This window comes from Roseateles sp. P5_E4 (genome assembly GCF_054049255.1).
The window spans coordinates 26,728-43,065 of the sequence record NZ_JBFUMS010000007.1; the positions used below are offsets into that span (position 1 = coordinate 26,728).

Consider the following 16,338-nt stretch of genomic DNA (forward strand, 5'->3'; position numbering starts at 1 on the left):
ACCAGCAAGATCAAGGGGGATACTGCCATCATCTTTACATCGTCAAGATCATGCAGGTCTGACGGGTTGACAAGGAGAGCGGCCATGTACCACGCCATCGTCAAACGCAAGCTCCTGGCGGCCTTTGCGGCGCTGAACGCGGGGCGCTATGAGGGCATTCCGGGCCAGTTCGCGGCGCAGCATTGCCACAGCATGGTCGGCAACCACGCGCTGGGTGGCGAGCGCCGTGACCTGGCCGCGACGACGCGCTGGTATTCACGCCTGCAGCGCCTGCTACCGGGTCTGCGCTTCGAGGTGGACGGCGTCTGGGTCAGCGGCTGGCCCTGGCGCACGCGGGCCGTCGTGGCCTGGCGCGACCGTTTCCAGCTGCCCGGCGGCCGCGAGGGCAGCAACCGCGGCATGCATGAGTTCGAGCTGCGCTGGGGGCGCGTCAGCGCGTTGACGGTGCATTGCGACACGGCCCGGCTGGCGGGCTATCTGGCCGAGGTGGCCGCTGCCGGTCAGCCCGAGGCCTTGGCCGAGCCGATCACGGGGTGACGGCGCCCGTCGGCCTCGATCAGCTCGCGCAGGCAGGTCAGGCACAGGCAGCCGCTGTATTGCTCAATGAGCTGGGTGCGCAATCTCTCGGTCAGCCGGATGCCGAAGCAGGCGCAGTGGCCGGCCGGGCCCGATGCCGCGCCGCACTCGAAGCCGCCGCCGCAGCGCGGGCAGTTCGTGTCGAGCAGGGTGCCGCTCATGAACACCATTCCTTGAGCGCCATCCGCGCGGCGAGCGCCCCGCAATCGGCCATGTGCACCTCGGGCCGCGCTGCAAAGCGGGCCTCGCTGCTGTCGTCGGTCGGGACGGTGTTCTTGGCAGTCGCCATCGGGTCATCTGGCCGTAGGGGATGAAGCGGATTGTGGGCCGTAGAGGGCCGCGCCGGGCGGGCTTTCCTGGCGAGCGCCCAACCGGCCATCCCGCAGGACGGCCAGCCCCTCCGTCAATCCGCGCATCATGGGCGCCTCCCTCCCTTGGCGGGATGATGGGCAGGCCTCAAGCCAGGTGGGACTGGGGGTCTTCCGGTGGCGCCAGCGGCGTCGCGCGCGCCAGCGCCATCCAGGTCGCGAAGTCGGGCTTGCAAGCGCGCTTGGGCGCCGGCCGCGCGAGCTCGAGGTGGCTGCCATGGCCGATCAGCACGCCGTAGTCGGGCGGGATCTCCTCGGGCACCGCGATGCCCGCCTTGATGACGAACCAGCACTGGCCGCACAGGGCCCGGTAGGCCGCGGACTTGGCCGGGCGGCGCAGCTCGCCGAGCAGGTCGGCGCGGCTGACCTTGATCTCGTGGATGGCGGGTTCGAGGTAGTCCTCCACCGTACTGTGGCGGATGGAATAGACGTCGGGCATGGCGTTGACCCAGAGCGTCTTGCCCTCTTCGCCGGGCAGCCCGGCGCGCAGCGTGAGACCGCGCCAGGCGATGCGGCCGGCACGCTGCATCTCGGTGGCAACGCGCTCGACCAGCAATTCGTGCGCGTCCCTCGCGGCCCGGTTGCACGTCAGCGACGCGGCGATGAGGGCGACGCCCGCATCGGTCACGCGCAGGCGCTCGCGGCCGCCGGCCTCCTGCAGGCGCTCGACCCATCCCGCCGCCAGCAGCTCGACCTCGACAAGGTCTTGGCAGGGCCAGCCGGCGCTGCGCCAGAGCTGGCGAAGGCGTTGCAGGTGATGGCGCTTAGGCGTGACCGGGGACACGGGTGCGATCTTCGCGCGGCCAACAAAAAGCCCCTCGGCCTTGAGGCGCGAGGGGCTGGCGTTATGTGCCTGGCGAGCCGTGATCAGCGATCCTTGTAGAGCCGGCCACGAACGCCGACCGGATCGCCCGTCACAACGACGGTGTAAACGCCGTTGGCCTGCAGGATGGTGTTGCCAGGGCTGGTCACCGTGCCACTCTGCACCCACAGCGGATCGCCCGACAACGTGATGGGCGACGTCACGACCACGGGAACACCGGTACCACCGTTGGCGTAGCTGGCACTGCTGAACGAGTCAGAGGTGCTGCCCGTCGCCACGTTGATCGCCGACTGCACATCCTGCGAGTTCACGTTCAGCGTGGCGACCGCCGACGGATCTGACAGGCCGTTGATGAGACGAATCTTCACATTGCCGTTAACCGAAGGCAGTGTGTTGTCATCCTTAAGAGCCTTCACTTGCGCAGCACCTGCAGGGCCCCAGACGAGCACCGTGTAATCCTGGCCGGCAACAAAGCTGCTGGCGGCCAACGTTTTCGGCGCGCCATCGACCAGCACCGTGACCGTGCCGGCACCCGCGTTGAAGGTCACGTAGCTCGAAAGGTTGAGCGGACGCGACGCTGCCAGGATGGTCGTGGTGGTCGAAGTGGTGCTGTCAGCAACGGATGCGGACACGGTAGGCGTGCCGGGCAGCCCGTTGAGGACACGCACTCGCGTCAGAGGATTTGCGAAATGGGTGGCCTTGCCTTGTTGCACCACATGCGTACCCGTGACAAGCGACCCGCTGGTGGTATTCGTCAGGATCAACAAATTGACGCTCGCCGAGTCCAACGTGACGGTGGGGATGTCCAGACGCAAGTCGTTACGAACACCCGTCCCGGTGACACGGATGCGGAATGTGCCTGCATTGACTTGGGTGTAGCCAGCGCCGCCGCCGCCGCCGTTGTTGGTCACGAGCGGGGTGGCCGTGTCGGGCGAGTCGCCGGTACCGAGCACGTAGACGTCCATCGCGCCGGCATCCGGCGCCAAGTTCAGCACCAGCAACTTTGCCTTTCCAGAGGGCGCCGCGTCTTGACTTTCCTGCAACAGGCTGGTTCTGACGAGCCCGGCAGAGTTGTACGCAATCAACGTGTACTTACTGCCGCCGGTCAGTGAGGGCGACACGACGGCAACGCTCGTGCCAGATCCGCTGGTCACGACATTGCCCGAGCTGTTGGTGCTCACGCTGCCGTAGGTACCGACGGTCCCAGGCGTGACCTTGGCGCTGACGGACTGGTTGTCGCCAAGCACCAAATCCAGGCTGGGCTGTGTCAACGTGACGTTGAGTAGTCGCACTTCCGCTTTGTCGCCGTCGCCGCCGCCGCCGCCGCCGCAGGCGGTGAGGAGTGCAGTGGCCGACAAACTCAGCGTGAGGACCAGCCGGGTGGCCCAGGGGGTGAATCGCATCGAGAACTCTCCGAAAAAACCAAACCGCCGGGCACTCATCGACAAGAGTGCGGCCAAGAACGCGGATCGCGATTAGAACTCAAGCCGAGGATGTCACGATTTCCACCATCTAGCGGTGGGTGAAGAACTGTTGCTGAGGGGAGGGTCTGCCCCAGTGCTGAGGTGAGGAGAGCACTCCAATTCTTGGGGGGTGTCGCTGGTTAGCATCCGCCGCCATGAACTATCCCCATCTCCTCGCGCCCCTGGACCTCGGCTTCACGACGCTGAAGAACCGCGTGCTGATGGGCAGCATGCACACCGGGCTGGAGGATGGGCGCAAGCATTTCGAGCGCATGGCGGTGTTCTTCGCCGAACGGGCCCGTGGCGAGGTGGGCCTGATCGTCACCGGCGGCTTCGCGCCCAATATCGAAGGCTGGGCCAAGCCCTTCGCGGGCACGCTGGCCACCTCGGGCGCGGCGCGGCGCCACAAGATCATCACCGACGCCGTGCATGCCGAGGGCGGCAAGATCGCGCTGCAGATCCTGCACACCGGCCGCTATGGTTATTCGCCGCTGTGCGTGGCGCCGTCGCGTATCCAGAGCCCGATCAGCCCGTTCACGCCACGTGAGCTCAGCTCGCGTGGCATCGAGCGCCAGATCCGTGCCTTCATCCGCTGCGCGAAGCTGGCCCGCGAGGCCGGCTACGACGGCGTGGAGGTGATGGGCTCCGAGGGTTACTTCATCAACCAGTTCCTGGTGGAACACACCAACCAGCGCACCGACGACTGGGGCGGCAGCTACGAGAACCGCATGCGGCTGCCGCTGGAGATCCTGGCGCGCATGCGCGAGGCCGTCGGGCCGGACTTCATCATCATCTACCGCCTGTCCATGCTGGACCTGGTGCCGGGCGGCAGCAGCTGGGAGGAGGTGGTGGAGTTGGGTCGGCGCGTCGCCAAGGGCGGCGCCACTCTCATCAACACCGGCATCGGCTGGCACGAGGCGCGCATCCCGACCATCGCCACCAGCGTGCCGCGCGCGGGCTTTGCCTGGGTGACGGCAAAGCTTCGCGCCAAGCTGCGCGAGGAAGGCATCGCGACGCCGCTGATCACCAGCAACCGCATCAACACGCCCGAGGTGGCCGAAGGCGTGCTGGCCGATGGCAGCGCCGACATGGTGTCGATGGCCCGGCCCTTCCTGGCCGATGCCGAGTTCGTCAAGAAGGCGCGCCAGGGCAGGGCGGACGAGATCAACACCTGCATTGCCTGCAACCAGGCCTGCCTGGACCACACCTTCGCGCAGAAGATCTCGACCTGCCTCGTCAACCCACGGGCGGCCTACGAGCAGGAGATCGTGATCAAGCCGGTGAATGGCGCGAAGAAGCGCATCGCCGTCGTCGGCGCCGGCCCTGCCGGCCTGGCCGCAGCAACGACGTTGGCCGAACGCGGCCATGCGGTCACGCTGTTCGACGCGGCGGCAGAGATCGGTGGCCAGTTCAACATGGCCAAGCGCATTCCGGGCAAGGAGGAGTTCAGCGAGACGCTGCGCTATTTCCGCCGCCGCATCGAGGTCACCGGTGTCGAGCTGAAGCTGAACTGTCGGGCCTCGGCCGAAGACCTGAAGGGCTTTGACGAGGTGCTGCTGGCCACCGGCGTGAGCGCGCGCAACCCGCGCATCAAGGGCCAGGACGAAGGCCAGGCACGCGGCCAGGTGCTGAGCTATATCGATGTGCTGAGGCACGGCAAGCCGGTGGGCGCGCGCGTGGCCATCGTCGGCGCGGGCGGCATCGGCTTCGACGTGGCCGAATACCTGCTGGAAGCCGGCCATTCGCTGACGCTGGACCCGGCGGCCTGGCGCCGCCACTGGGGCGTGGGCGATCCGGAACAGGTGCGTGCCGGTCTGCTGCGGCCGGCTCCCGAGGCGCCCACCCGCCAGATCACGCTGCTGCAGCGCAAGGCCGGCAAGCCCGGCGCGGGCCTGGGCAAGACGACCGGCTGGATCCACCGCGCGGCGCTGAAGATGAAGAACGTCGACATGCTGGCCAGCGTCAACTACGAGCAGATCACGCCCGAGGGCCTGTGGGTCAGCTATGGCGAGAAGCGGGCCGACAACCAATTGATCGAGGCCGACACCATCGTGCTGTGCGCCGGCCAAGAGCCGCTGCGCGAACTCGAGGCGCCCTTGAAGGCCGCTGGCGTCAACGTCCACCTGATCGGCGGCGCGCTGGAGGCCGGCGAACTGGACGCCAAACGGGCCATCCTGCAGGGCACCAAGCTGGCCTGCACGCTTTAGTTCTGGGAGAGTTGCCAGAGCTGGTACAGCGTGTCGTTGTCCTGCTCGCAGACTTCCAGGCCGGTGGCCAGGTCGAAGCTGGAGTCATACCAGCCGCAGATTTCCGGCTTGCCGCCTGCCACCCCGGTGCGCGACCGGGCGGGCATGGCCACGGGCAGCTTGGAGTTGGACCAGGGCGACTGCGACGAGCTGAAGAATTGCATGGTGAGGGCTCCGTGATCTGAAGGCTCGGCGTGGTGTTCAACGCCATGCCGTCAGCATCGGCGCCCAGCCCTTTTCCGGACATCACCCGGAGGGTGGAGCGAGGGGGGAGACCACCCCGGCACATCCCCCGGCTCTCCCACCAAAGAGGGAGCAAAACTGGGGTCAGAGTCGATTTATGACCCAGTCGTTGTCCCCTCACGGTCACGGCCAGCGCCGTCGGGCTACGCTGGCGCCCCCCTCTCTTCGCCGATGCCCGCGCCATGTCCAACGCCCCCGCCTCCGCTCACGCCGCTGTCAGCCCTGTCGACGTCGCCGCCAGCCTGACCGAGTTCTGGTCGCCACGCGTCGTCGGCGCCTTCGATGACAACTACGTCAAGGTCGCCAAGGTGCAGGGGACTTTCGGCTGGCACCGCCACCCCGACGAGGACGAGCTCTTCCACATCCTGCGCGGCCGGCTGCGCATCGAGCTGCGCGATGGTGCCGTTACGCTGGAAGCCGGGCAGATGTTCGTCGTGCCGCGCGGCGTGGAGCACTGTCCCGTCGCCGAGGAGGAGTGTTTGTTGATGCTGGTGGAGCGCAAGACGACGCTGCACAGCGGCGACTCGCCGAACGAGAAGACGCGCTCCATCGAGGAGCAGCTGGGCCGGGCTTAGGCCGAGCGGCTCAACTCGCGGCGTGCGTCGGTGCCTATCCAGCGCGCCGATTTCTCGTCACGCTGGCACAGCCGCTCCGCCACAGTGAGCGCAGGCTCACGTAGCGCCTTGCTGCGTTTTCCGATCTGCCGCAGCGCCCAGTTGACGGCCTTCTTGACGAAGTTGCGTTCGTCATCAGCCGCGGCTTCGATGAGCGGCAGGCGGGCGATGAAGTCGGCATCCGGCCGCTGCTTCTGATGCACCGCGGCCACCGCCAGCAGCGTGAAGCCGGCGCGTTTCTCGAACTCGGGCTCGCGCGCCGCCCAGCGCGGGATCGCATCCCAGGCCAGCGGACTCTTGACGAAGGCATTGGTGCAGGCTTGGTCGCAGACATCCCAGGCGCGCATGTCGGCGACCCAATGGTCCATCTGCTTCAGAGTGAACTTCGCTGGCTCGGCCACCATGCCGGCCAGGATCTGGGCATCGGGGATGCCGGTGTCCCACAACGCCAGGGCCAGCCCGTGGTCGCGCTTGAACTCGCGGGCCAGCGCGCGCAGCGTCGGCACCGCCAGGCCGAGGCGCCCGTCGCCGGTCAGGCCGAAGCGCGCCATGCCTTCGAGCTGATCCGGGCGGGCCGCGGAACGCAGGCGTTGGAGGGCGAGGTCGAGTGGCGGTGTGCTCATGACGATGGCGCTTGACTTAGAGCGCACTCTAGGTCGTCCAATGGTCACATGACAGCCCTGGCCGACCCTCCCCTGCTGCTGATCGGCGCGCTGGCCGCACGCTGCGGCAAGTCCGTCCACGCCATCCGCTGGTACGAGGCCCAGGGCCTGGTGCCCGGCGTGGCGCGGGACGCTGGCGGCCGGCGGCGCTACCGCGAGCAGCACGTCGCGTGGCTCGAGCTGATGGAACGCCTGCGCACCACCGGCATGTCCATCGCCGAGATGCGCCGCTACACCGAGTTGGTCACCCAGGGCCGCAAGAGCCTGGCGGCGCGCCGCGACATGCTCGCCGCCCACCGCGCCGACGTGCTGGCGACGATCTCGCGCTGGCAGGAGGCCCTGACCGCGCTGGACCAGAAGCTGGATTTCTACGACGACTGGATCGCCACCGGCCAACGCCCGGCGCGTGATCCGCTCAAGCCCCTCAACCCCGGAATCAAGTCATGACCGACATCGACAACCCCACCGCCAACAAGGCCCTGCTGCAATCCATCTACGCCGCCCTGGCCGATGGCGACGGCGCCCCCTTCGTTGCCGCCATGGACGAGGACTTCAGCTGGACCATCGCCGGCGTCTCTCCCTGGTCGCGCCGCTGGGCCGGCCGCGACGTGGTGCGCGGGCAGTTGCTGCAGCCGCTGTTCCAGCGCTTTGCGACGCGCTACCGCAGCCGCGCCCAGCGCTTCATCGCGGAGGGCGACCATGTCGTCGTGCAATGCCAGGGCGACGTGCAGACCCACGCGGGCGAGGCCTACAACAACCACTATTGCATGGTGTTCCGCCTGCAGGCCGGCCGGCTCAAGGAGGTGACCGAGTACATGGACACCGACCTCGCCTGCCGCGTGCTCGGGTCGCCCTGAGCGGCGCTGGCCATGACTGATGCGGCCAGCTCATAAGCCCATTCGGCGAACGCGCATGGCCTGTCGCAAAGCCTAGGACAATTGCGCCACCCCTTCTCGTCGTCTGCCATGAAGCTGCTACCCCTCTTCTCGACGCTTGCGCTGGCCCTGACCCTGAGCTGCGCTCCCGCCCATGCCGCCACCGCACCCGGCGTCTCCTGGCAGGCCGCCGCGGCCGATGCCGACATCGACCGCTACTTCGTCCAGGCCAAGGCCGAGAAGAAGCCGGTGCTGCTGTACTGGGGCGCCAAGTGGTGCCCGCCGTGCAACCAGCTCAAGGCGACGCTGTTCAACCGCGCCGACTTCATCGAGCAGAGCAAGGCTTTCGTGGCCGTGGGCATCGACGGCGATGCGCCCGGCGCGCAAAAGCTCGGCACGCGCTTCAAGGTGCGCGGCTACCCGACGCTGATCCTGTTCAACCCGGCCGGCAGCGAGATCACCCGCCTGCCGGGCGAGGCCGACGCGGCCCAGGTCATGAAGGTGCTGCAGCTCGGCCTGTCCAGCGGCCGCCCGGTCAAGGCGGTGCTGGCCGATGCCCTCAATTCAAAATCCACGGGCAGGAAGCTGTCGACCAATGAATGGCGGCTGCTGGGCTTCTATGGCTGGGAGACCGACGAGCAACAACTGCTGCCGGTGGCGCAGCGCCCGGCGACGCTGGCCCAATTGGCCAAGGCCAGCGAAGGCGCCGATGCCGAGACGACGACGCGGCTGTGGCTGAAGTCCATCGGCGCGATGGCCGAGGGCAAGCCGGCTGACCCCACACAGCTGCCACGCCTGCGCGCCGTGCTGGCGGACGCAGCCCAATCCCGTGCCCACATGGACGTGCTGACCAACGAGGCGCCCGACCTGGTCAAGGCGCTCGCCCCGCAACCCGGCGAGGCGCGCAATGCGCTGGTCGCCGAGTTCGACGCGGCGCTGAAACGCCTCAACGAAGACGCCACGCTGTCCCGCGCCGACCGCCTGAACGCGCTGCAGGGCCGCATCGATCTGGCCCGCCTGGACTCGCCCAAGGATGAGCCGAACCCGAAGAACATCCCCGCCGCGCTGCTGGCCGAGGCGCGCGAACAGGCCAGCCGAGCCAATCGCGAGATCACCGACGGCTACGAGCGCCAGGCCGTCGTCACCGAGGCCGCCCACCTGCTCGGCCGCGCCGGCCTGTGGAAGGAGAGTGACGAGCTGCTGAAGTCAGCCCTGGCGCGCAGCCACTCGCCCTACTACCTGATGAGCCAGCTCGGCGGCAACGCGAAGAAACAGGGCCGCAAGGCCGACGCGCTGCGCTGGTACGAGGAGGCCTTCAACAAGAGCGAGGGGCCGGCCACGCGCCTGCAGTGGGGCACGACCTACCTCGGCGCGCTGGTCGAGCTGTCGCCCGAGGACACGCCGCGCATCGAGAAGGCGGCGGCCCAGCTCTTTACCGAGGCAGACAAGGACCCCGGCGCCTTCTACGAACGCAGCGAGCGTTCATTGAAGAAGGTGGCGACCCTGCTGGGCGCGTGGAATCAGAGCCCGGCGCAAGCCGCCGCCGTGGGCCGGCTCAAGGCCCAGCTCGACGGCGTCTGCGGCAAGCTGGATGCCGCCGATGCCAAGGCCAGGTCGGCCTGCCAGGGGCTGATGAAGCCGACCAGCAAGGCCTGACCGCTAGGAATCGGACAGCAGCGGGTCGCGCCGCAGGTCGGCGTCCACGTCCATCAGCACGCTGGCCAGTTCCAGCGTGCGCCACAGCCCTTCGGGCATGGCCAGGATGGCCTCGGGGGTGCGCGCCTGGCTGACCCAGGCACCGATCTCCGCATGCTGCTCGGCAGTCAGCAGGCAACGGTCACGCATCTCGTCGAGTGTCTGCACGCTCAGCCTTTCGTTGCGGCACGGTCGCCGTCGTGGGATGGGAATCTAAGCCATGCCCGCGACTTCAGGCATCATTTTTTGCGCGCCTTGGCCGGCGGGGGCGGCGTCTTGGCCACATCGCCGATGACCGCCTTGAGTGGGCAGACCCGGAAGGCCGGGCACTTGGCGCAGCCGACTACGGCAGCGATCGGGCAGAGGGTCATGGCTGGCGTTCCGGCGGGCTGAGGGATTGCGGCCCAGCATACGCCGCCACGGCCGCATCAGGCCGTGATGACCGTGCGAAAGGCGGCGATGAAGTCCGCCACGGCGCGCGGCGAGCGCACGCCCTGTGGCTGCACGGCGTGCACCTCCACCGGCACTTCGGGCAGCAGGGTGCGCACGTGCAGGCCCTCGCCCGTGGCGGCCTGGGCAGTGAAGGAGTCGATGATGGCGGGACCGAAGCCCTGCTCGGCCATGACCATGGCGATATGGTGCGTCTGCACCGTCATGCCGGCCTTGGCGACCAGGCCCAGGCGTGACCAGTGATCGGCCAGCACGGCGCCCAGCGGGTCGCGCTCGTCGATGCGGATGAAGGGCTCGCGCAGCACCTCCTGCATCGTCACCGTCGTGCGCTTGTCGGCCGGCGTCTTGCGCGCGGACACGCAGACCAACCGCCCCGCCGCGACGAATTCGTCCTGCAACGCCGGATGCGGCAGCTTGCCGTAGACGATGCCGACATCGCCCTCCTGCAGCGCCATCGCGCGGGCGATGTCGTTGGAGTGCAGCGTGCGCACCGACACCGGCATGCCCGCATGCGCCTTGCGGAAGATGCGCAGTGCGTCCGGCAGCGCACGCACCGCGAGCGACGGCACGATGAGGATGCGCAAGGGGTGGTCCTGGTCCTGCCGCAGCGCCGAGGCCATGCGGCGCAGCGACTCCAGCTGCAGCATCAGCGCCTGCACCTCGGGGTAGAGGGCCTGGGCTTCACGCGTGGGCACCAGGCGGCGCTTCTGGCGCGTGAACAGCGCGTAGCCAAGCTGCAGCTCTGCGTGCTGCAGCGTCTGCGTGACGGCGGGCTGGGTCACGTGCAGCAGCTTGGCGGCGGCGCCGACGCTGCCGGTCAGCATGACGGCGTGGAAAACTTCGACGTGCTTGATCCTCATGGCGGCCTTCATTAGGTCAGCTGATGAGATGGCGGTCAAACGCGATGCACGGCCGGGGCCGGTTTTCCTAGCATCCAGCCCATCAATCAACACCCCGCCATGGAGGACTTCATGAAGCATTCCGCCGCTGCCGCCACCCTCGCCGGCCTGACGTGCCTGACAGGCCTGTGCGCCCACGCCGAACCCGGCACGCTCGACAAGGTGAAGGCCTCGGGCACGATCACGCTGGCCTACCGCGAGTCGTCCATTCCCTTCTCCTACCTCGGCGAAGACGCCAAGCCCACCGGCTTTGGCTGGGAGATCTGCGCCAAGGTCGTCGAGCAGGTGAAGAAGGCCACCGGCCGCGCCGACCTGAAGGTGGCCGCGCAGGCCGTGACCTCGCAGAACCGCATCCCGCTGCTGACCAACGGCACCATCGACATCGAGTGTGGCTCGACGACCAACAACAGCGCGCGCAACAAGCAGGTTGCGTTCTCGATCAACTACTTCTACACCGGCACACGGCTGCTCGTGAAGGCCGGCTCATCGGTGCAGGGTTTCGCTGACCTGAAGGGACGCAAGGTCGTCTCGACCTCGGGCACCACCAACGTCCAGGTGCTGCGCAGGTTCAACGTCGAGCGCGACCTGGGCTTCGAGCTGCTGGGAGCCAAGGACCATGCCGAATCGGCCCTGCTCGTGCAGCAAGGCCGCGCGGACGCCTTCGGCATGGACGACATCCTGCTGTTCGGCCTGCGCGCCAGCGCCCAGGAACCGGCCTCGCTGGCCATCGTCGGCGAGGCGCTGCAGGTCGAGCCCTACGCCATCATGCTGCGCAAGGACGACCCCGCCTTCAAGAAGCTCGTCGACGACACCGTGGCCGGGCTGATGAAGAGCGGCGAGTTCGAGGCGCTGTACAAGAAGTGGTTCCAGTCGCCCATCGCGCCGCGCGGCATCAACCTGAACGCGCCGATGAGCCCGGAGCTGCGCGACAACCTCAAGCAGCTGTCCGACAAGCCGGCCGTCTGAAGTGAAAGTACGCCCCTCGCCCAGTCTTGCCGCGCTGAACGCGGGCAAGCCCAGTCGGTCCCCCAGGGGGACGGCGATGCTTGCGGCGTCGAGCCGCAAGCACATCGCCCACCGGGCCGGCTTGGGGCGGCCCGGCGCTCGGCCCGAAGAATCCTTCATGCGTCGCGGGTGCCACGACCGCGGAATGGACAACTGACATGAACGTCATCGGCGTGCTGGGCGGCATGGGCCCGCTGGCCACGGTCGACTTCATGCGCAAGGTGCTTGACGCCACATCGGCCGCGCGCGATCAGGACCACGTGCCGATGATCGTCAGCTGCCTGCCGCAGATTCCGGACCGCACCGCCGCCTTCCGGGGCGCGGGCGACTCGCCGCTGGAGGCCATCGTCGCCAGCGGCCGGCGGTTGACGTCGGCCGGCGCCGACCTCATCGTCATGCCCTGCAACACCGCCCATCTGTGGTTCGACGAGGTCCAGGCCCAGCTGCAGCGGCCCATGCTCCACCTCGTCGACGCGGCGCTGCGCGAGGCGCTGGACCTGGCCGGGCCCGAGGCCCGCATCGGCCTGCTGGCCACCGACGCGACCACCGCCTCGGGCCTGTATATCAACCGCCGCCTGGCCGACGCGCCACCGGTGCAGTGGCTGCTGCCGACCGCCGCCGAAATGCTGGAGCGCGTCATGCCCGGCATCGAGGCCGTCAAGGCCGGCCGGCTGCAGGACGGCCAGGCCCTGCTGGCCGACGCGGCTCGCGCATTGCGCCAGCGCGGCGCGGCCGTCCTCGTGCTGGCCTGCACGGAGATCCCCATCGTGCTGGGCGCCGCAGCCTGCGGCCTGCCGGTCGTCGATGCGACGGCGGCCCTGGCGCGCCTTGTTGTCGCCAGCGTGGGCCGGGGCTGAAGCCACCCACGCGCGCTTTCCCGCCGCTCGCGCGGCTGCTACCGCCACTCATCCCGGCCCATTGCCCCACGCCGCCGCCCGGGCCGGATACTGCTCGCCACTGCAACGACAAGAAGAGATTGGCATGCGTGATTGGCGAGGACGCCTGCTGGCCCTGCTGACGATGGCCGGCCTGTGCACGGTGGCGGCCGCGGGGCCGCTCAAGCCCTGCCGCATCGACGGCATCCCCAACGAGCTCCAATGCGGCAGCCTGCAGCGCCCGCTGGACCCAGCCCGGCCGGACGGCGTGAAGGTCGACATCCACTACCTCGTGGTTCCGGCGCTGGCGCGCAACAAGCAGCCCGACGCGGTGCTGCTGCTGGCCGGCGGGCCTGGCCAGAGCGCGATCAAGGTGGCCGCGCGCGTGCTGCCGCGCCTGTCCAGGCTGAACAACCGCCGCGACCTGGTTTTCATCGACCAGCGCGGCACCGGCCAATCGGCGCCGCTGGACTGCCCCGACGACAGCAAGCTCTCCGTCGCCGAGCAGCTCGAGCCCAGCGCCCAGATGCGCCGCATCGACGAATGCCGCGCCGGGCTGGAGAAGCTGCCCTATGGCCAAAACGGCGGCCTGCGCTTCTTCACGACGACCATCGCCATGCAGGACATGGACGCCGTGCGCGAGCAGCTGGGGGTGCCGCAGTGGAACCTCGTCGGCGCCAGCTACGGCACGCGCGCCGCGGTGGAGTACCTGCGCCTGTTCCCCGCCAAGGTCCGCCGCACCGTCATCGACGGCGTCGCGCCGCCGGACATGATCCTGCCGGCCAGTTTCTCGACCGATGGCCAGGCGGCGCTGGACAAGCTCTTCGAGGCCCACGCCAAGACCCACCCCGAGCTGCGCGCCGACTGGCAGAAGCTGCTGGCCTCGCTGCCGCGCCAGGTCAATGTGCAGCAACCGCTGACCGGCGTGCCCGAGCGCTTCACCGTGGACCGCGACCTGGTGATGCGTTCCGTGCGCGGACCGCTCTACCAGCCAGCCCTGGCGGCCGCCTTGCCCGCCGCCATCCACACAGCGGCTAGCGACGGCAACTTCGCCTCCCTCTTCGGCCTGACGACGGCCTTCGGCTCCAGCCCCTCGATGCGCCTGGCCATGGGCATGCACTTCTCGGTCATGTGTGCGGAGGACGCGCCCCGCATCGCCGAGGCCAAGGACGCGCCGGGCGCGGACTTCCGCACCGTCGATGCCGAGATGTATGCCCGCATCTGCAAGACCTGGCCGCGCGGCGACGTGGCGGCCGACTTCTACAAGATCCCACCCGCGCCCAGCCCGGTCCTTGTGCTGAGCGGCGGCGCCGACCCGGCCACGCCGCCACGCCACGGCGAGCATGTCGCCAAGGCCCTGGGAGCTGGCCATCCGGAGCGCGTGCAGCACGTTGTGGTCGCCGAGGCGGGCCACGGCGTCATGGCCGTGGGCTGCATGCGTGACCTGATGTTCCGCTTCATCGACGCCAAGCAGGACGCGGCCGCCCTGCCCCAGGACGCCGCCTGCGCCACCCGCATCCCACGCCCTGTCGCCTTCCAGCCCGTTCAGCCCGCTCCGCCCGTCCACGGAGGGGCGGCCCAATGATCGACATCCAGGACGTTCACAAGCAGTTCATCGCCCAGAGCGGTGGCAGGCTCTTCAAGCGCCGAAACTCCAAGGACGGCAAACGCGTCGTGCATGCGGTGCAGGGCGTCAGCGTCAAGGCCGCCAACGGCCGCATCACCGGCCTGCTGGGCGCCAATGGCGCGGGCAAGACGACGACGCTGCGCATGCTGGCCGGCTTGTTCCCGCCAGATGCGGGCGCCATCAGCGTCGACGGCATCGCCGTGAAGGACGCGCCGCTGAAGGCGTTGTCGCGCATGGGCATCCTCGGCGATGCGCACGGCCTCTACCCCCGCCTGTCGGCGCGCGAGAACATCGTCTACTTCGGCCGGCTGCAGGGCATGAGCCCCGATGCCGCGAACGCGCGTGCCGAGGACCTCGCGAAGCTGCTCGACATGGGCGACATCCTGGACCGCCGCGCCGACGGCTTCAGCCAGGGCGAGCGCATGAAGACAGCGCTGGCCCGCGCGCTGGTGCACGACCCCGCCAACATCGTGCTCGACGAGCCCACCAACGGCCTGGACGTGCTGGCCACGCGCGCCTTGCGCGAGGCCCTGCGCTGGCTGCGCAGCCCGGCGGGGGGCAGCAAATGCATCGTCTTCTCGACCCACATCATGCAGGAGGTGGAACACCTCTGCGACGAGGTCGTCGTCGTGTCCAAGGGACGCAGCGTCGCCCGCGGCAGCGTGCCGGAGCTGCTGGAACTGGCCGGCGAATCGCGTTTCGAAGACGCCTTCGTCAAGCTCGCATTTCCTGAAGAGGTGGCCGCGTGAAACAAGCCCTGATCGTTTTCATCAAGGAGCTCAGCGACGCGCTGCGCGACCGACGCACGCTGCTGCGCCTGGCTGTCCCCGCGGTGCTGATGGGGCCGCTGCTGCTGATGGCGCTGTCGGGCCTGATCGCCTCGCTGGAGGAGCGCGCCGAGAAGCGCGAGGTGCTGGCCGTCGGCATCGACACCGCGCCGACGCTGAAGAACTTCATCGAGCGCCAGACCTACACGCTCAAGGCCGCGCCCGAGGACTACGAGGCCCGGCTGCGCGCCACCACGCTGCTGGAGCCGGTGCTCGTCGTGCCCAAGGACTTCGAGGCCAAGCTGCTGGCCGGCGAGGCGCCGACGGTGGAGGTCGTCAGCGACAGCGCCAACCAGCGGGCCGAGGCGGGCGTAGGCGCCATCAAAAGCCTGCTCTGGGGCTTCAACCGCGAGCGTGCCATGCTCAACCTGGCGATGCGCGGCGTGTCCACCGAACTGCTCGAAGCCACGGACGTGCAGGAGCGTGACCTCGCCAGCGCCCAGGCCCGCGCGGCGCGGCTGACCGGCATCATCCCGATGTTCATCCTGATGGCCGTGCTCTACGGCGCGTTGACCGCAGCGCTGGACAGCACGGCAGGTGAGCGCGAGCGCGGCTCGCTGGAACCGCTGCTGATGAACCCAGCTCCGCACGGCGCCATCGTGGCCGGCAAGTGGGGCGCCGTCGCGCTGCTGGGCATGGCCGTCGCGCTGCTGTCCTCCTTGAGCTTCGTGCCGGCGCAGTGGCTGCTCAAGAGCGACGTGCTGCAGGCCCAGTTCAGCTTTGGCGGGCCCGAGGTGCTGGCCTTCTGGCTGATCCAGATCCCGCTTGCGGCGGGCCTGTCCGCCCTGCTGATGGCGCTGGCCATCCGCTCCAAGACCTTCAAGGAGGCCCAGGCGGGCAGCACGCTGGTCATCACCGCCGTCACCTTGATGCCCATGGTCAGCCTGCTCAACCCGGGTGGCGAGGCGGCCTGGTACTACTGGGTGCCAGGTCTTGCACAGAACACGCTGATGATGGCCGTGCTCAAGGGCGAGGCGCTGCGCTGGGGCCAGGTGATGCCGGGCGTGCTCGTCGGCATCGCGCTGACGGTGGCGGCCCTGCTTTACGTGGCCCGCTCGATGCGGGCGGCGGTGGCACGGTAAGCTGCCCA

At 68.8% G+C, this 16,338-nt stretch carries 19 protein-coding genes; 11 read left to right on the forward strand and 8 right to left on the reverse strand.

The window, feature by feature from the left end; all coding sequences use genetic code 11:
- Positions 1–84: 84 nt before the first annotated feature.
- On the forward strand, positions 85–537 hold the full coding sequence (locus ACXJLH_RS14695) for a nuclear transport factor 2 family protein (RefSeq protein ID WP_056190885.1): 453 nt from the start codon (positions 85–87) through the stop codon (positions 535–537).
- On the opposite strand, the gene ACXJLH_RS14700 is transcribed toward ACXJLH_RS14695, so the two are convergent.
- The 4 genes from ACXJLH_RS14700 to ACXJLH_RS14715 all read right to left on the reverse strand — a co-directional run bounded on the left by ACXJLH_RS14700 (position 501) and on the right by ACXJLH_RS14715 (position 3,170).
- Entirely contained in the window at positions 501–737 is a 237-nt protein-coding gene (locus ACXJLH_RS14700; RefSeq protein ID WP_457321048.1) for a cysteine-rich CWC family protein, read from the reverse strand. The two genes, ACXJLH_RS14695 and ACXJLH_RS14700, sit on opposite strands and share 37 nt — an antisense overlap.
- Positions 734–865, reverse strand: a complete 132-nt coding sequence (locus ACXJLH_RS14705; protein WP_457321046.1) for a hypothetical protein — start codon at positions 863–865, stop codon at positions 734–736. The genes ACXJLH_RS14700 and ACXJLH_RS14705 overlap by 4 nt, the downstream gene beginning before the upstream one ends.
- A gap of 167 nt (positions 866–1,032) precedes the next feature.
- Positions 1,033–1,728 (reverse strand): hypothetical protein, encoded by a 696-nt coding sequence (locus ACXJLH_RS14710; protein ID WP_457444862.1) that lies wholly within the window; start codon positions 1,726–1,728, stop codon positions 1,033–1,035.
- Positions 1,729–1,811: 83 nt separating this feature from the next.
- Positions 1,812–3,170 (reverse strand): DUF4397 domain-containing protein, encoded by a 1,359-nt coding sequence (locus tag ACXJLH_RS14715; protein ID WP_457444864.1) that lies wholly within the window; start codon positions 3,168–3,170, stop codon positions 1,812–1,814.
- 215 nt (positions 3,171–3,385) lie between these two features.
- Between ACXJLH_RS14715 and ACXJLH_RS14720 the strand changes: the two genes are divergently transcribed.
- Positions 3,386–5,437 carry an oxidoreductase gene (locus tag ACXJLH_RS14720; RefSeq protein ID WP_457444866.1) on the forward strand — a complete coding sequence of 684 codons (2,052 nt, stop codon included), beginning with the start codon at positions 3,386–3,388 and terminating at the stop codon, positions 5,435–5,437.
- Here the strand turns inward: ACXJLH_RS14720 and ACXJLH_RS14725 are convergent.
- The gene (locus tag ACXJLH_RS14725) at positions 5,434–5,640 is read right to left on the reverse strand and encodes a hypothetical protein (protein ID WP_457351923.1); all 207 of its coding nucleotides are present in this window, start codon (positions 5,638–5,640) and stop codon (positions 5,434–5,436) included. The genes ACXJLH_RS14720 and ACXJLH_RS14725 overlap by 4 nt on opposite strands.
- A gap of 261 nt (positions 5,641–5,901) precedes the next feature.
- Between ACXJLH_RS14725 and ACXJLH_RS14730 the strand changes: the two genes are divergently transcribed.
- Complete coding sequence (locus tag ACXJLH_RS14730) at positions 5,902–6,294, forward strand: cupin domain-containing protein (protein WP_457444868.1); 393 nt, start codon at positions 5,902–5,904, stop codon at positions 6,292–6,294.
- Here ACXJLH_RS14730 and ACXJLH_RS14735 read toward each other — a convergent pair.
- Positions 6,291–6,956, reverse strand: coding sequence for a DNA alkylation repair protein (locus ACXJLH_RS14735; RefSeq protein ID WP_457444870.1), 666 nt, complete (start codon positions 6,954–6,956; stop codon positions 6,291–6,293). The two genes, ACXJLH_RS14730 and ACXJLH_RS14735, sit on opposite strands and share 4 nt — an antisense overlap.
- A 48-nt stretch (positions 6,957–7,004) precedes the next feature.
- On the opposite strand from ACXJLH_RS14735, the gene ACXJLH_RS14740 reads away from it, so the two are divergent.
- The 3 genes from ACXJLH_RS14740 (at position 7,005) to ACXJLH_RS14750 (ending at position 9,526) form a co-directional block, all read left to right on the forward strand.
- On the forward strand, positions 7,005–7,442 hold the full coding sequence (locus ACXJLH_RS14740) for a MerR family transcriptional regulator (RefSeq protein ID WP_457444871.1): 438 nt from the start codon (positions 7,005–7,007) through the stop codon (positions 7,440–7,442).
- Positions 7,439–7,852: a nuclear transport factor 2 family protein gene (locus ACXJLH_RS14745; protein WP_457444873.1), complete on the forward strand. Its 414-nt coding sequence runs from the start codon at positions 7,439–7,441 to the stop codon at positions 7,850–7,852. The genes ACXJLH_RS14740 and ACXJLH_RS14745 overlap by 4 nt, the downstream gene beginning before the upstream one ends.
- Before the next feature lie 108 nt (positions 7,853–7,960).
- The gene (locus tag ACXJLH_RS14750) at positions 7,961–9,526 is read left to right on the forward strand and encodes a thioredoxin family protein (protein ID WP_457444875.1); all 1,566 of its coding nucleotides are present in this window, start codon (positions 7,961–7,963) and stop codon (positions 9,524–9,526) included.
- 3 nt (positions 9,527–9,529) lie between these two features.
- On the opposite strand, the gene ACXJLH_RS14755 is transcribed toward ACXJLH_RS14750, so the two are convergent.
- Entirely contained in the window at positions 9,530–9,733 is a 204-nt protein-coding gene (locus ACXJLH_RS14755) for a hypothetical protein (RefSeq protein ID WP_056190902.1), read from the reverse strand.
- A 260-nt stretch (positions 9,734–9,993) separates the two neighbouring features.
- On the reverse strand, positions 9,994–10,875 hold the full coding sequence (locus ACXJLH_RS14760; RefSeq protein WP_457351912.1) for a LysR family transcriptional regulator: 882 nt from the start codon (positions 10,873–10,875) through the stop codon (positions 9,994–9,996).
- Positions 10,876–10,986: 111 nt separating this feature from the next.
- Between ACXJLH_RS14760 and ACXJLH_RS14765 the strand changes: the two genes are divergently transcribed.
- The 5 genes from ACXJLH_RS14765 (at position 10,987) to ACXJLH_RS14785 (ending at position 16,330) form a co-directional block, all read left to right on the forward strand.
- Entirely contained in the window at positions 10,987–11,880 is an 894-nt protein-coding gene (locus ACXJLH_RS14765; RefSeq protein WP_457444877.1) for an amino acid ABC transporter substrate-binding protein, read from the forward strand.
- Positions 11,881–12,077: 197 nt separating this feature from the next.
- On the forward strand, positions 12,078–12,776 hold the full coding sequence (gene cuyB / locus ACXJLH_RS14770; protein ID WP_457321022.1) for a cysteate racemase: 699 nt from the start codon (positions 12,078–12,080) through the stop codon (positions 12,774–12,776).
- Positions 12,777–12,900: 124 nt separating this feature from the next.
- Complete coding sequence (locus tag ACXJLH_RS14775) at positions 12,901–14,379, forward strand: alpha/beta fold hydrolase (protein WP_457321020.1); 1,479 nt, start codon at positions 12,901–12,903, stop codon at positions 14,377–14,379.
- The gene (locus ACXJLH_RS14780; RefSeq protein ID WP_457444879.1) at positions 14,376–15,170 is read left to right on the forward strand and encodes an ABC transporter ATP-binding protein; all 795 of its coding nucleotides are present in this window, start codon (positions 14,376–14,378) and stop codon (positions 15,168–15,170) included. The genes ACXJLH_RS14775 and ACXJLH_RS14780 overlap by 4 nt, the downstream gene beginning before the upstream one ends.
- Positions 15,167–16,330 carry an ABC transporter permease gene (locus tag ACXJLH_RS14785; protein ID WP_457321016.1) on the forward strand — a complete coding sequence of 388 codons (1,164 nt, stop codon included), beginning with the start codon at positions 15,167–15,169 and terminating at the stop codon, positions 16,328–16,330. Before ACXJLH_RS14780 ends, ACXJLH_RS14785 begins: the two co-directional genes overlap by 4 nt.
- Positions 16,331–16,338 lie beyond the last annotated feature (8 nt).

Coding starts and splice junctions, on each gene's coding strand:
- cuyB (WP_457321022.1), top strand. CDS start 12,078: ATGAACGTCATCGGCGTGCTGGGCGGCATGGGCCCGCTGGCCACGGTC.
- ACXJLH_RS14695 (WP_056190885.1), top strand. CDS start 85: ATGTACCACGCCATCGTCAAACGCAAGCTCCTGGCGGCCTTTGCGGCG.
- ACXJLH_RS14700 (WP_457321048.1), bottom strand. CDS start 737: ATGAGCGGCACCCTGCTCGACACGAACTGCCCGCGCTGCGGCGGCGGC.
- ACXJLH_RS14730 (WP_457444868.1), top strand. CDS start 5,902: ATGTCCAACGCCCCCGCCTCCGCTCACGCCGCTGTCAGCCCTGTCGAC.
- ACXJLH_RS14725 (WP_457351923.1), bottom strand. CDS start 5,640: ATGCAATTCTTCAGCTCGTCGCAGTCGCCCTGGTCCAACTCCAAGCTG.
- ACXJLH_RS14735 (WP_457444870.1), bottom strand. CDS start 6,956: ATGAGCACACCGCCACTCGACCTCGCCCTCCAACGCCTGCGTTCCGCG.
- ACXJLH_RS14780 (WP_457444879.1), top strand. CDS start 14,376: ATGATCGACATCCAGGACGTTCACAAGCAGTTCATCGCCCAGAGCGGT.
- ACXJLH_RS14740 (WP_457444871.1), top strand. CDS start 7,005: ATGACAGCCCTGGCCGACCCTCCCCTGCTGCTGATCGGCGCGCTGGCC.
- ACXJLH_RS14765 (WP_457444877.1), top strand. CDS start 10,987: ATGAAGCATTCCGCCGCTGCCGCCACCCTCGCCGGCCTGACGTGCCTG.
- ACXJLH_RS14720 (WP_457444866.1), top strand. CDS start 3,386: ATGAACTATCCCCATCTCCTCGCGCCCCTGGACCTCGGCTTCACGACG.
- ACXJLH_RS14750 (WP_457444875.1), top strand. CDS start 7,961: ATGAAGCTGCTACCCCTCTTCTCGACGCTTGCGCTGGCCCTGACCCTG.
- ACXJLH_RS14760 (WP_457351912.1), bottom strand. CDS start 10,875: ATGAGGATCAAGCACGTCGAAGTTTTCCACGCCGTCATGCTGACCGGC.
- ACXJLH_RS14715 (WP_457444864.1), bottom strand. CDS start 3,170: ATGCGATTCACCCCCTGGGCCACCCGGCTGGTCCTCACGCTGAGTTTG.
- ACXJLH_RS14745 (WP_457444873.1), top strand. CDS start 7,439: ATGACCGACATCGACAACCCCACCGCCAACAAGGCCCTGCTGCAATCC.
- ACXJLH_RS14705 (WP_457321046.1), bottom strand. CDS start 865: ATGGCGACTGCCAAGAACACCGTCCCGACCGACGACAGCAGCGAGGCC.
- ACXJLH_RS14775 (WP_457321020.1), top strand. CDS start 12,901: ATGCGTGATTGGCGAGGACGCCTGCTGGCCCTGCTGACGATGGCCGGC.